The 12,687-nt window shown below is 60.5% G+C and carries 16 protein-coding genes; 5 read left to right on the forward strand and 11 right to left on the reverse strand.

All coding sequences use genetic code 11. The annotated features are described in order from the left end of the window. Nucleotides 1-46: 46 nt before the first annotated feature. Genes SOP85_RS12225 through SOP85_RS12235 form a run of 3 tightly spaced genes read right to left on the reverse strand, consistent with a single transcriptional unit; the run spans nt 47 to nt 1,158 of the window. Nucleotides 47-670 (reverse strand): SOS response-associated peptidase, encoded by a 624-nt coding sequence (locus SOP85_RS12225; RefSeq protein ID WP_046818982.1) that lies wholly within the window; start codon nt 668-670, stop codon nt 47-49. A 35-nt stretch (nt 671-705) separates the two neighbouring features. Beyond that, the gene (locus SOP85_RS12230) at nt 706-966 is read right to left on the reverse strand and encodes a putative signal transducing protein (RefSeq protein WP_274074185.1); all 261 of its coding nucleotides are present in this window, start codon (nt 964-966) and stop codon (nt 706-708) included. A 9-nt stretch (nt 967-975) separates the two neighbouring features. After that, the gene (locus SOP85_RS12235) at nt 976-1,158 is read right to left on the reverse strand and encodes a CPXCG motif-containing cysteine-rich protein (RefSeq protein ID WP_323627070.1); all 183 of its coding nucleotides are present in this window, start codon (nt 1,156-1,158) and stop codon (nt 976-978) included. A gap of 140 nt (nt 1,159-1,298) precedes the next feature. Between SOP85_RS12235 and SOP85_RS12240 the strand changes: the two genes are divergently transcribed. After that, the gene (locus tag SOP85_RS12240; RefSeq protein ID WP_323606978.1) at nt 1,299-2,465 is read left to right on the forward strand and encodes a 1-acyl-sn-glycerol-3-phosphate acyltransferase; all 1,167 of its coding nucleotides are present in this window, start codon (nt 1,299-1,301) and stop codon (nt 2,463-2,465) included. Between the two features lie 85 nt (nt 2,466-2,550). Here SOP85_RS12240 and SOP85_RS12245 read toward each other — a convergent pair whose 3' ends face one another. Then, nucleotides 2,551-2,829: a hypothetical protein gene (locus tag SOP85_RS12245; RefSeq protein ID WP_323606981.1), complete on the reverse strand. Its 279-nt coding sequence runs from the start codon at nt 2,827-2,829 to the stop codon at nt 2,551-2,553. Nucleotides 2,830-3,006: 177 nt separating this feature from the next. Beyond that, nucleotides 3,007-3,591, reverse strand: coding sequence for a YajG family lipoprotein (locus tag SOP85_RS12250; protein ID WP_056726255.1), 585 nt, complete (start codon nt 3,589-3,591; stop codon nt 3,007-3,009). Nucleotides 3,592-3,790: 199 nt separating this feature from the next. On the opposite strand from SOP85_RS12250, the gene SOP85_RS12255 reads away from it, so the two are divergent. Next, a complete protein-coding gene (locus tag SOP85_RS12255; RefSeq protein WP_274074181.1) occupies nt 3,791-4,024 on the forward strand; it encodes a hypothetical protein in 234 nt (77 codons plus the stop codon). Nucleotides 4,025-4,764: 740 nt separating this feature from the next. Then, nucleotides 4,765-6,273 (forward strand): malate dehydrogenase (quinone), encoded by a 1,509-nt coding sequence (gene mqo, locus SOP85_RS12260; protein ID WP_323627071.1) that lies wholly within the window; start codon nt 4,765-4,767, stop codon nt 6,271-6,273. A gap of 165 nt (nt 6,274-6,438) precedes the next feature. Here the strand turns inward: mqo and SOP85_RS12265 are convergent, their stop codons facing one another. From SOP85_RS12265 to SOP85_RS12280, 4 genes are all read right to left on the reverse strand, one after another. Continuing rightward, nucleotides 6,439-6,726: a PA4642 family protein gene (locus SOP85_RS12265; RefSeq protein ID WP_274074179.1), complete on the reverse strand. Its 288-nt coding sequence runs from the start codon at nt 6,724-6,726 to the stop codon at nt 6,439-6,441. Nucleotides 6,727-6,789: 63 nt separating this feature from the next. Then, on the reverse strand, nt 6,790-7,275 hold the full coding sequence (locus tag SOP85_RS12270; RefSeq protein ID WP_274074178.1) for a hypothetical protein: 486 nt from the start codon (nt 7,273-7,275) through the stop codon (nt 6,790-6,792). Between the two features lie 169 nt (nt 7,276-7,444). Further along, nucleotides 7,445-7,918, reverse strand: coding sequence for a WbuC family cupin fold metalloprotein (locus tag SOP85_RS12275; protein WP_274074177.1), 474 nt, complete (start codon nt 7,916-7,918; stop codon nt 7,445-7,447). A gap of 3 nt (nt 7,919-7,921) precedes the next feature. Then, nucleotides 7,922-8,479 (reverse strand): hypoxanthine-guanine phosphoribosyltransferase, encoded by a 558-nt coding sequence (locus SOP85_RS12280; RefSeq protein ID WP_274074176.1) that lies wholly within the window; start codon nt 8,477-8,479, stop codon nt 7,922-7,924. Between the two features lie 176 nt (nt 8,480-8,655). Between SOP85_RS12280 and upp the strand changes: the two genes are divergently transcribed. Next, nucleotides 8,656-9,294 carry a uracil phosphoribosyltransferase gene (gene upp / locus SOP85_RS12285; RefSeq protein WP_008060213.1) on the forward strand — a complete coding sequence of 213 codons (639 nt, stop codon included), beginning with the start codon at nt 8,656-8,658 and terminating at the stop codon, nt 9,292-9,294. A 2-nt stretch (nt 9,295-9,296) separates the two neighbouring features. After that, the gene (locus tag SOP85_RS12290; RefSeq protein ID WP_274074175.1) at nt 9,297-10,571 is read left to right on the forward strand and encodes a uracil-xanthine permease family protein; all 1,275 of its coding nucleotides are present in this window, start codon (nt 9,297-9,299) and stop codon (nt 10,569-10,571) included. A gap of 72 nt (nt 10,572-10,643) precedes the next feature. On the opposite strand, the gene hemH is transcribed toward SOP85_RS12290, so the two are convergent. Together hemH and SOP85_RS12300 are read right to left on the reverse strand one after the other, a co-directional pair. After that, nucleotides 10,644-11,669, reverse strand: a complete 1,026-nt coding sequence (gene hemH, locus SOP85_RS12295; protein WP_323627072.1) for a ferrochelatase — start codon at nt 11,667-11,669, stop codon at nt 10,644-10,646. A gap of 13 nt (nt 11,670-11,682) precedes the next feature. Then, complete coding sequence (locus SOP85_RS12300; RefSeq protein WP_323606990.1) at nt 11,683-12,585, reverse strand: TIGR01777 family oxidoreductase; 903 nt, start codon at nt 12,583-12,585, stop codon at nt 11,683-11,685. Nucleotides 12,586-12,687: the final 102 nt, after the last annotated feature.

The raw sequence follows: 12,687 nt of genomic DNA on the forward strand, positions 1-12,687 counted from the left end.
TCTCATCGACTCAGGAAAAAATTCAGAGACGCCCGGGCACCCTCTCTCAACCGGGCGTCAAACACTCCGGCCCATTGAGCTTCGGGTCATTGACCATGTTGGCCAGCACCCGTTCGCGCAACGCCGCCGGCTCGCTGGCGAGCAGGGCTTGCAGGGCATGCAGCGGCGTCTCGGGGTCGAGCCACGCGGCCTGCCCCGCCTCATCGAGAATCAACGGCCGGCGCTGACTGGCCGCCGGTTGCGTGATCACCGCCGTGCTCAGCCACACCTGCTCCTGCACCGGGTACGCCTCCCAGATGGCGGCGAAAAACAGCGACGAACCCTCACCGGGCGTCAGCCAGTACGGACGCTTGCGCGTGGTGCCGCGCCATTCGTAGAAACCGTTGGCCGGCAGCAGGCAACGGCGCTGACGCAGGGCCTCGCGAAACATGGGTTGCTCGGCAACGGTTTCGGCCCGGGCATGGGCCGGGGTGCGGGACAGGTCGGTCAGCCATGGTGGTGTCAGGCCCCAGCGGGCACGGGCCAGCTCACGCTGGCCGTCCTGGCCTGCGCGCAGCATCAGCACCGAATCGTTGGGTGAAATGTTCCACTGGGCCTGTTGATCGGCCGGAAAACCTGGCAGGGTCGCGAAGTCGCGATTCCAGCGAAACAGGGCATAACGTCCACACATGGGGTAGCACGACTCTTGATCAAACGAACGCCAGCCTAACAGACCAGCGTGCCGGGAAAGCTCTCCGGTTCATCGCCGGACAGCGGCAGCGCAGCATTGTACGCGGTGATCAGCTCACGGGCGTATTCGGCCTGGTCATTCTCCACCGCCAGGCCCAGCAGGCCGAAGATCGGCAATTCCCCTGTGGCGCCCACCAGGTCGCGGCCCACCAGATGCGCTTCGACGCCCTCGCTGGCGAGCATGCCTTGCAGCAACTCGCCTTCCATCAGGTTTTCCGGTTCGTAGATGCGCTGCATGGGTGCCCCTCACTCGTTTTCGCTGAAGACTTCCAGAAACCAGTCCTCTCCATGAACCTGCAACACGAACGTGATCGGCCGACAACAGACCTGGCAGTCCTCGATATAGGTCTGATCGCCAGCGGACAAGTCCACAGTCGTCTCGACGGCTTCACCACAATACGGGCATTCATACTGCGCAGTTTCCAGCATCGCGGTCTCCCAGGTGACTTGTGCGTATAATCGCCGGTCTATTTGCAGGGCTATTTTTGTCTGGACTACTTTTTCAGACCGTACCCTGCTGGTTTTCGATCAAAACCTTTACTTACCCTAGCCGTTTCTAACAAGAGAGCATGATGGGCGAATTCGATGCCATCCGACCTTACGACGATAGCGAAGTCCCAGCGGTGCTGGCGCGACTGCTCGGCGACAAGGCGTTTCTAGATATCCTCACCCACTTCCGCTTCCCGCGTTTCGCTGGCGCCTTGGGCTGGGCGCTCAAACCTCTTATAGCTCATCGGCTGCGCCGCGAGTTCGCTGGGATCACCTCGGTGGCCACTTTGCAGGACAAGGTCGAGTACTACGTCGACCACACCATCGAGCGAGCCACGGACGGTGTGACGTACACCGGCGTGGAGCAGTTCAAGTCCGGCAGCGCCTATCTGTTCATCGCCAACCACCGTGACATCGTGATGGACCCGGCCTTCGTCAATTACGCCGTGTACCACGCCGGCCTGCCGACCCCGCGCATCGCCATCGGCGACAATCTGCTGCAAAAGCCCTTTGTCAGCGACCTGATGCGCCTGAACAAGAGCTTTATCGTGCACCGCTCGATCACCGGTCGGCGCGAGAAGATGGCGGCGTACCAACTGCTGTCGGCGTACATCAACCATTCGATCCGCAACGATTGCGCCTCGATCTGGATCGCCCAGGCCGAAGGCCGGGCCAAGGATGGTGACGACCGCACCGAGTCGGCGATCCTCAAGATGTTCCACATGAGCCGCAAGGACGAGCCGTTCGGTGAAGTCATCCGCTCGCTGAACCTGACCCCCGTGTCGATCAGCTACGAGTACGATCCATGCGACCAGGCCAAGGCCCGCGAACTCTACATCCGCGCCACCACCGGCAGCTACACCAAGGCTGCGGGCGAGGATGACGTGAGCATCGCCAAGGGCATCACCGGCTACAAGGGTCGGGTGCACGTGAACTTTGCGGCGCCCATCACTGAGCTGTTCGAAGACACCAAGCAATTGGCGGTCGAGATGGACAAGCAGATCCTCGGCGGTTACCGCCTGTTCCCGGTGCACTACCTGGCCTACGCCCAATGGCAGGATGCCGACCCGCAACTGCAGGTGCCAAGGGCCAGCGAGATATTCCCGGCCGAGGAACTGGCCAAGGCCCAGGAACAATGGCAGCAACGTCTGGACGCCTGCCCCGAGGAGCATCGCCCGTTCCTGGTGCTGCAATACGCGACGCCGGTGCGCAATCAGTATCGGGTCAAGGCTGGATTGCCGCTTTAACCGCGGATACGACAACGGCGCCCTCGGGCGCCGTTTTTTATTGCTTTGACCTGTAGGAGCTGCCGCAGGCTGCGATCTTTTGCTTCTAGACCTGGGTGCTGATCCACGACACCAGCAACGCCAGCCCCATGCAGGCAAAGCCGAAGCGGTAGAAAAACCGGTTCATGCGCAGGGTGGCCCAATCCAGCGTCGGCTCCTGGTTTGGACTGCTCTGGCGCTGCGACTGCAGACTGGCCATCGCGCGCTGTTCGCGGCGGCGGGTGGCGTGCAGCAACCAACTGCCCGGAAAGGCCAGCAGCAAGGCCAACAGATTGATCAATTTGGCGGGATGGGCGGTAAACAGCGTCATCAAATGCAGCGACATCACAAACCTCAAACGTAACCGGGGCGGCAGGCACCGGACAGGTGACCGCGGGCGAATTCTACCGAAAGCCTGGGCGCCTGCCCCTGCCTTTGCGACAAATAACGAATCAAATGACCAATGGCCATGAAAAAGCCCGGGACCATTGCTGGCGCCGGGCTTTCGGCATCAGGCGAACCTTTACTCGCCGAGCACCTGACCCACGGTCGGGTCCTTGAACAAGCGGGTCAAGGCATCGCTCAACACGTCGCTGACCAGCTTGGTGTTGGTTTCCTGGTTCGGCGCCATGCCGAAACGCTGGTCCAGGGAGGCGCCATAACGGCCGCTGTAGCGACGGTTGGCATTTTGCACATCGGAGCGGAAGGTCGCGCCAATGGTTGCCTCGGTCACGTACATGCCTTCTTTGGGCGACTGGTACTTCAACTCGGCCAGGGTCACGGTGATCTGTGGCGCGTTCGCCGCATTGGCGGTCGGGGTGAAGCCCAGCAAGCGCACGGCCGCTTCGGCCTGCGCCTGCAGTTTCGGCAGGATCTGCGCGCCCTGCACGGTAATCGCGCTGGTTTCCGGGTACAGGCCGCCACGGGTACCCAGGGTTGGCGACGGACGTCCGTCGACCACGCGCACCACCACCGGCTGGCCGTGGCCGACCGGCGCCAGTTGCGCCGTCAGCTTGGGTTCCGGGTTCAGTTGTTGCGGGCTGTGGGCGCAGCCGACCAACGTCAAGCTGGTCACAGTGATCAAACCGAACAACAGGCGTTGCAACATACTCTTCTCTCCAGAATCAGGCACTAACAGGCCCGCAGTATAGCGGTGCGCCGCTGCAGCGAACCAGCGCAACCATTGAGGAAAGTTCTGACAAATCTTTCAGAATCGGCTGCCTGTCACGCATCTGTCATCGCCCATACACTTGCGCGTCACGGCTCACTGCCATTCTCCACCGCAGTCACCCACAAGGTACTTCGCCATGCGCTTTCTCGTTTCGCTGTTCGCCCCACGCCCACGGCACCGCAGCTTTGCCCTGCTCGACAGCAACGGCCATTGCCAGGCATTCAAGCAGTGCAGCCTACAGCCCATGGGCGATGGTTGGGTCGAAATCGAGGAAATTCGCCTCAACTGGCTGCAGCAACCCCTGCCCGCCAGTGCCCGCGTCAGCCAGCATCCACCTCGCTCACGGGTGCAACAGTTGCTGGCGACCTGACCAGACGCCTAATAAAAGTCATTAAACACGACCAATTCCCTGCGTTTCTTCGCTACAATCTCCCCCCGATTATAAGGACGTCTCCTGATCGGGCCTCGCAGCATCGTCAATGCTTCGGTTTTGGCACCCCGCACCGCCCACAGAGAGCCGCCCACACAGATCGAGTGAAGCTGGCGCGCTTGCTGTTCCTCAAGCACAACCACCGCTTTTCGCGAATCTGCAGAGCTGTCATTACGCTCGGTCACTGAGCTGTTTGCCCGTATTGCCCGCCATGAATGTCCTGGCGGCAGACGTTCCGGGCACGGTGCCAGGCTGGGACAGCCCTTTTTTGAGGTTCACGTCTTCAAAAGAGCGTGAAAAAAACGGGTTTTCACAACTTCACAAGAGTGTGGCGAGCAAATGAATAGTTTTGCGTCTGAATATGCACCATTAGCGTCCAGTACAGCCCAACGACACAGGACCGAGTACACCTCGAATACCGGAGCCTGAAGCCTGTCCGCTACGGATTTGGTTGCACAAGCGGATGTATCGACCATAAGTCGAATTGCCAGTCGCCCGTTGAAATGAGTTCATAGGACTCTTAGTAGACCCGGCCGGTAGCATCCGTCGAAGTTGCGAAAAATTGCGAAGATTCGGACATGGCGATACTGCCATGAGTTTGAGGGGCATCACTGACTCGCCCCGGAACGCCTGGCAGCCATGCCGACAATTTGGTGCTGCAGATTTTGGAGACGCGTTAAATGGCGCATAACGAAGCAGTCGACGTAGTACTGGTTGGGGCCGGCATCATGAGTGCCACCCTTGCAGTACTGCTCAAAGAGCTCGACCCCGCGATCAAGCTGGAAGTCGTCGAGCTGATGGATTCCGGTGCCGCGGAGAGTTCCAACCCGTGGAACAACGCCGGTACCGGTCACGCCGGCCTGTGCGAGCTGAACTACACGCCGCAGGCTGCCGATGGCACCGTCGACATCAAGAAAGCCGTGCACATCAACACCCAGTTCGAGGTGTCGAAGCAGTTCTGGTCGTACCTGACCAAGAAAGGCACGTTCGGCTCGTGCAAATCGTTTATCAGCCCGGTGCCACACCTGAGTTTCGTGCAGGGCGAGAGCGGCGTGTCCTTCCTTAAGGAACGCTTCAACGTGCTGCATAAGCACCACGCCTTCGCCGACATGGAATACACCGAAGACAAGGCGACAATGGCAGAGTGGATGCCATTGATGATGCCTGGGCGCGACCCTGGCGAAACCCTCGCCGCCACCCGCGTGATCAACGGTACCGACGTCAACTTCGGCGCCCTGACCAACCAGTTGCTCAAGCACCTGACCAGCGCCCCCGATGCCCAGGTCAAGTACTGCAAGCGCGTGACCGGCCTCAAGCGCAACAACGGCGGCTGGACGGTTAGCATCAAGGACGTCAACAGCGGCAATACCCGTGAAGTTGACGCCAAGTTCGTCTTCCTCGGCGCCGGTGGTGCGGCATTGCCGCTGCTGCAGGCTTCGGGCATCGAAGAGAGCAAAGGCTTCGGCGGTTTCCCGATCAGTGGCCAATGGCTGCGCTGCGACAACCCGGAAGTGGTCAAGCACCACCAGGCCAAGGTCTACAGCCAGGCGGCCGTAGGCTCGCCACCGATGTCCGTACCGCACCTGGACACCCGTGTCGTCGATGGCAAGAAATCCCTGCTGTTCGGACCTTACGCCGGCTTCACCACCAAGTTCCTCAAGCACGGCTCTTTCATGGACCTGCCGCTGTCGGTTCGCGCCGGCAACATCGGCCCGATGCTGGCGGTGGCGAAAAACAACATGGACCTGACCAAGTACCTGGTCAGCGAAGTGATGCAGTCGATGGAGCAGCGCCTGGATTCCCTGCGTCGCTTCTACCCTGAAGCGAAAGCCGAAGACTGGCGCCTGGAAGTGGCCGGCCAACGGGTACAGATCATCAAGAAAGACCCGAAAAAAGGCGGCGTCCTGCAATTCGGTACCGAACTGGTCGCGGCCAAGGACGGCTCCCTTGCCGCCCTGCTCGGCGCCTCGCCAGGTGCTTCGGTGACGGTTTCGATCATGCTCGAGCTGATCGAAAAATGCTTCCCGGGCAAAGCCAAGGGTGAGTGGGCTGCCAAATTGGCAGAGATCTTCCCGGCCCGCGAGAAAGTCCTGGAAACCGACGCTGCGCTGTATCGCAAGATCAACTCGCAGAACAACGTTGCCCTGGAACTGGTTGAAGAAAGCAGCGAGACCCCAAGCTTCGCTTGATTCGGCCGCATAAAAAACGCCCCGTCCATCCATGATGGCGGGGCGTTTTTTTATGCCTTTTTGTAGGAGCTGGCTTGCCAGCGAAAGGAGACGCCGCGGTATGCCAGAGACACCGCCTTCGCCGGCAAGCCGGCTCCTACAAGGGGCCCGATGTTTTACAGACGGTCAGCCGCGAGCCTTGTTGATCAACTCGATGTATTCCGGCGCATTGCGCTGATCCTGGATCAAGGCAACGAAATCATTGCCGTGCTCATCCTTGCCATTCACGTCATAACCTGCCTCGACGAAGAACGTCAGGAAACGCTCGAAGTCGTCGATCCGCAGGCCACGATAGGCCTTGATCAGCTTGTGCAGGGACGGAGAAGTCGCGTCGACCGGCTCGAAATCGAGGAACAACTTGATCTGCTCATCGCCGATCTCGTCACCAATCACTTGTTTCTTATCTTTACGCATTGCCGACTCCAGCTCGCAGACATTTCACGGGGCGGGCAGTTTACCCCTGCGCGGGCGCCGGGCTCAACGCGGACGAACAGCCCCGGTGTGCAGATCGGCCCAGATGTGGCCGTTGGCGTAGCTGAGAAACTGGCAATACACCGTGTCGTTGCGCAACAAGTCGATGACCACCCGGTACTGGGCCAGCGGGTAATAAAGCGTCAGGGTCTTGCTCTTGTCGTCGTACAGCGGCTTCTTCAGGCTTTTGCTTTCGCCATCGAAATTGACCAGTACCTGATTGATGGTCGCGCCCTTGTTCAAGGGTTTGCCCTTGAGGCGAATCATCAGCGGCGAGGTGACAGGGATCGGCTGCTGGCTGGACTGGCGCTGACTGCCGACCACCACCGAATATTCGGTGACTTGCAGCAGTTGTTGCTGCTCGGGTTCGGCATCACGCAGGGTCAGGTCGTCCGGCGGTAAAAATTGACTGTGCATCGGTGCCGGGGCGGCGGCCAAGGGCAGGCTGAGGGACAGCAACAGGGCGGCACAGCAGCGGATCGAACGGCTCATGACAGGCTCCGGAATCGGGGCCGTGCACTCTAGCATGGGCGGATGAAAGTGAGTCTGTGAACACAACCCCCTGTGGGAGCGGGCTTGCTCGCGAAGACGGCGTGTCAGTCGACATCAACGCAGCTTACACACCGCTTTCGCGAGCAAGCTCGCTCCTACAGTTGGAGAATCAATCGAATTGCGCGCGCATCCAGGCCTGATACTCGGCAACACCGGGTTCGCCTTCACGCGGTGCCCAGTGCGCCAGCTCACCTTCGCCCACCGGACGATAGGGACCCGCCTTGCACTCGAACATCAGGCTGTCGGCTTCGAGCACCACCAGGCCATGGAACACACCGGTCGGCAAATCGACGCCGACGCACTCACCGCCAGCCTGCAGGATCTGCTTTTTCACCACTGCGCCAGCCTCGTCGAAAATCAACAGCCCAAGCCGTCCCTTAAGGACCAGCAAGGTCTCGGCCTTGTTTTCACCCAGGTGGCGGTGCGGCGGAATATAGGTGCTCGGTTGCAGACCCACCGCCATCCGGTGGCAGGCGTCTTCCATCTGGTGGAAGTTGTGATGCTGGCGCCCACGGGGATTGGCCACGGCTTTCTCGGCCAATTCAGTGAACAGCGTTTGATCAAGAAAGCTCGGTGTGGCCATTACTTACATTCCTTTAACGGCAAAAATCCCGTTGGCGTTACGCCAGTAGCCTTTGTAGTCCATGCCGTAGCCAAAGATGTAACGGTCGATGCACGGCAAACCGACGAAATCGGCCTTCAGGTCCGGACGAGCCTTGCGGTCGTGGTCCTTGTCGATCAGCACGGCGGTGTGCACTTTACGCGCGCCGGCGTGCTTGCAGAAGTCAATGATAGCGCCGAGGGTATGACCTTCGTCGAGGATGTCGTCAATGATCAGCACATCACGGTCGATGAACGAAATTTCCGGCTTGGCTTTCCAGAACAGCTCGCCGCCGCTGGTTTCGTTGCGATAGCGGGTGGCGTGCAGGTAGGACGCTTCCAGCGGAAATTGCAGGTGAGTGAGCAGTTTGCCGGCGAAAATCAGGCCGCCGTTCATCACGCAGAACACCACCGGGTTGCTGTCCGCCAGTTGATCGTTGATGTGTGCACCGACGCGGGCGATGGCTGCCTCGACTTCAGCTTCGGTGTACAGGCAGTCAGCCTCTCGCATGATTTGACGGATATGCTCGAGATCAGCGGACATGGCGCTCTCCTGGGGGGTGGTATCGGGGGGACTAAGTGCGGAAAAGCGGGCAAAGGTACGCATCCTGCGAGGCCAGATCAAGCGTTTGTGGACTAACGTACTTTATGTCTATAGGACATCACCCTCGGATAGATTAATCTAGGCCGGTTTTTTTGCCCGCCGCCGGAGCCTTTCCCATGCCCATCCTCGAGATCCGCCACCCGCTGATCCGCCACAAACTCGGCCTGATGCGCCGCGCAGACATCAGCACCAAGAATTTCCGCGAGCTCGCTCAGGAAGTCGGTGCCCTGCTGACCTATGAAGCCACCAAGGACCTGCCGCTGGAAACCTACGACATCGAAGGTTGGTGCGGCACTGTGTCGGTGGAGAAAATCGCCGGCAAGAAGATTACCGTCGTACCGATCCTGCGCGCCGGTATCGGCATGCTCGAAGGCGTGCTCAGCCTGATCCCGGGCGCCAAGGTCAGCGCCGTGGGCGTGGCCCGCAACGAGGAAACCCTCGAAGCCCACACCTACCTCGAGAAACTGGTGCCGGAAATCGACGAACGCCTGGCCATGATCATCGACCCGATGCTCGCCACCGGCGGCTCGATGGTTGCCACCATCGACCTGTTGAAAAAGGCCGGCTGCAAGGACATCCGCGCCATGGTGCTGGTCGCTGCACCCGAAGGTATCGCCGTGGTCGAGAAAGCTCACCCGGACGTGATCATCTACACCGCTTCGATCGACCAGAAACTCAACGAACACGGTTACATCATCCCGGGCCTGGGCGATGCTGGCGACAAGATCTTCGGCACCAAGCAGAAGGACGCGTAAGCATGCAGCAAGAGTTCAACGATCCGCTCTGGCGCACGGTGCTGTCTGGCGCCCAGATGCTGTTCGTGGCCTTCGGCGCCCTGGTGTTGATGCCGCTGATCACGGGGCTCGACCCCAACGTGGCACTGTTTACCGCAGGCCTGGGGACAATTCTGTTCCAGGTCGTCACCGGGCGCCAGGTGCCGGTATTCCTGGCGTCGAGCTTCGCCTTCATCACCCCGATCATTCTCGCCAAGGGCCAGTTCGGCCTCGCCGCGACCATGGGCGGCGTGATGGCAGCCGGTTTTGTCTATACCTTCCTCGGCCTGGCCGTGAAAATCAAAGGCACCGGCTTCATCGACCGCCTGCTGCCGCCGGTGGTGATTGGCCCGGTGATCATCTCCATTGGCCTGGCCATGGCGCCGATCGCCGCCAACATGGCGATGGGCAAGGCCGGTGACGGCAGTGAACTGATTCATTACCAGACGGCAATGCTGATCTCGATGCCAGCCTTGCTGACCACCCTGATCGTCGCGGTGTTCGGCAAAGGCATTTTCCGCCTGGTGCCGATCATCTCCGGCGTGCTGGTGGGCTTTGGCATGGCGTTCTACTTTGGCGTGGTTGATACCGCAAAGATTGCGGCGGCCCCCTGGTTCGCCATTCCGCACTTCACCGCTCCGGAATTCAACTGGCAGGCGATCCTGTTCATCGTTCCGGTGGCCCTGGCCCCGGCCATCGAGCATATCGGCGGCGTGATCGCCGTGGGTAGCGTGACCGGTCGCGATTACCTGAAAAAACCCGGCCTGCACCGCACCCTGCTGGGCGATGGCATTGCCACCACTGCCGCGGGCCTGTTCGGCGGTCCACCCAACACCACGTACGCCGAAGTCACCGGCGCGGTGATGCTGACCAAGAACTACAACCCGAAAATCATGACCTGGGCAGCGATCTTCGCCATCAGCCTGGCGTTCATCGGCAAATTCGGTGCGCTGCTGCAAAGCATTCCGGTGCCGGTGATGGGCGGGATTCTCTGCCTGTTGTTCGGCTCGATCGCGGCCGTGGGGATGAACACGCTGATTCGTCACAAGATCGACCTGGGCGAAGCGCGCAACCTGGTGATCGTCTCGGTGACCCTGGTGTTCGGTATTGGCGGCGTACTGGTCGGTACGGGCACAGGCCCGGACGACTTCGGCCTCAAAGGCATCGCGCTGTGCGCGGTTGTGGCGATTGCGCTGAACCTGATCCTGCCGGGCAATGACAGCTGGAAGCACAAGAAGGCGGATGAGCCGCTGATCTAAGGCAGCCTTGAGGACGCCATCGCGGGCAAGCCACGCTCCTACAAGAGCGTGGCTTGCTGGCGATGGATGCTTTTAAAGCACCAACGGCGCCCTTTCGCACAACGCACTCAACGCCTTCGCCCACTGCGGGTCATCGTTGAGGCACGGCACCAGCACCAACTCCTCTCCCCCCGCTTCGCGGAACTGCTCCAGCCCGCGATCGCCGATCTCTTCCAGGGTCTCGATGCAATCGGCCACGAAGGCCGGGCACATCACCAGCACTTTCTTCACGCCGCTTTTGCCGAGCTCGTCCAGGCGCGCTTCGGTATAGGGCTCGATCCATTTGGCTCGCCCCAGGCGCGACTGGAACGACACCGACCATTTGCCATCCGGCAACCCCAGGCGCTTGGCGAACTCGGATGCCGTGCGCAGGCATTGGGCGCGGTAGCAGGTCATCAATACTGCTGGCGAAGCGTTCAGGCAGCAATTCTCGCCTCGCAAGCAATGGTGACCGGTAGGGTCGATCTTGGTCAGGTGCCGCTCCGGTAAACCGTGGAAACTCAACAGCAGGTGATCGTAATCCTGCAGCAAATACGGCTTGGCGCTGGCCACCAGGGCATCGAGGTATTCCGGTTGATCGTAGAACGGCTGGAGCACCGACAGTTGCACGTCGAGGTTTTTCTCACGCAGCACGCGCTTGGCTTCCTCGATCACCGTGGTGGTGGTGCTGTCGGCGAACTGTGGATAAAGCGGTGCCAGGGTGATCCGCTTATGCCCTTGGGCTGCCAGGCGCACCAGTGCCGACTCGATCGACGGCTCACCGTAACGCATCGCCAACTCCACCGGGCCATGGTGCCACTGCGCAGTCATTGCCTGTTGCAGGCGACGGCTTAGCACCACCAGCGGCGAACCCTCGTCCCACCAGATCGACGCGTAGGCATGCGCCGACTGCTCGGGACGCTTGATCAGGATCAGCGACACCAGCAAGCGCCGCAGCGGCCACGGCAGGTCGATGACGTACGGGTCCATCAGAAACTGATTGAGGTAGCGGCGCACGTCCGCCACCGAAGTGGAGGCCGGTGAGCCCAGGTTGACCAGAAGCAACGGGTGATCGGTCATGCAACGTCCTATTTCAAAGGCGGCTGGATAAATCGTCCAGGGCCGCGCGCAAATCAGTGAACTGGAAAGTGAAACCCGCTTCCAGCAAGCGAGCCGGTACGGCCTTCTGGCCGCCCAGCAAAAGCAATGACAACTCGCCCAGGCACACCTTCAACGCCAGGGTTGGCAAGGGCATGAACGACGGGCGATTCAGCACGCTGCCCAATGTCTTGGCAAACTCGCGATTGCGCACCGGGTTCGGCGCACAGGCATTATAAGGACCACTGGCGCTTTGCCGATGCAGAAGAAAATCAATCAGGGCGATTTGGTCGTTGATATGAATCCACGGCATCCACTGCCGGCCGCTGCCGATAGGCCCGCCCAGCCCCAGTTTGAAGGGCAGCAACAGGCGCGACAAAAAGCCGCCGTCCGCCGACAACACCAGCCCGGTGCGAATGAAGATCACGCGAATGCCCAAACCCTCGGCACGCTGGGCGGTTTCCTCCCAGGCGATGCATAACTGGCTGGCGAAGTCATCGATGACCGGCGGCGAATCCTCGCTCAGTTCACGCTCACCCCCATCGCCGTACCAGCCGACCGCGGACCCCGAAATCAATACCTGCGGTTTCTGTTCACGGCTTTCGAGCCAGGCGAGCAGGGCTTCAGTCAGGGTGATGCGGCTACTCCACAGCAGGGCCTTGCGCTTGTGGGTCCACGGGCGATCGGCAATCGGCGCGCCGGCCAGATTGACGATGGCGTCCACCGGCTCTTGCCCGAGCTCTTCAAGCCGTGCGATACCACGCACCTGGGCACCGCAGATTTTCGCGACTTTTGCAGGGGTCCGACTCCAGACGGTAAGGCGGTGTCCCTGGCTCAACCAGTGTCGGCAGAGCTGACGTCCTATCAAACCAGTACCGCCGGTCAGCAATATGTGCATGACTTCTTCCTCGCGTGGCGTTTTACCCTGATCACTAGTCTATTTTTATAAGCAAGGGATCTTTTGGTATCGGGCAGGCTCTGTGTTTAACAATAGGCCAAG

Origin of the sequence: Pseudomonas sp. YuFO20 (assembly GCF_035064975.1) — a bacterium.
Classification (GTDB): Bacteria; Pseudomonadota; Gammaproteobacteria; order Pseudomonadales; family Pseudomonadaceae; genus Aquipseudomonas; species Aquipseudomonas putida_AE.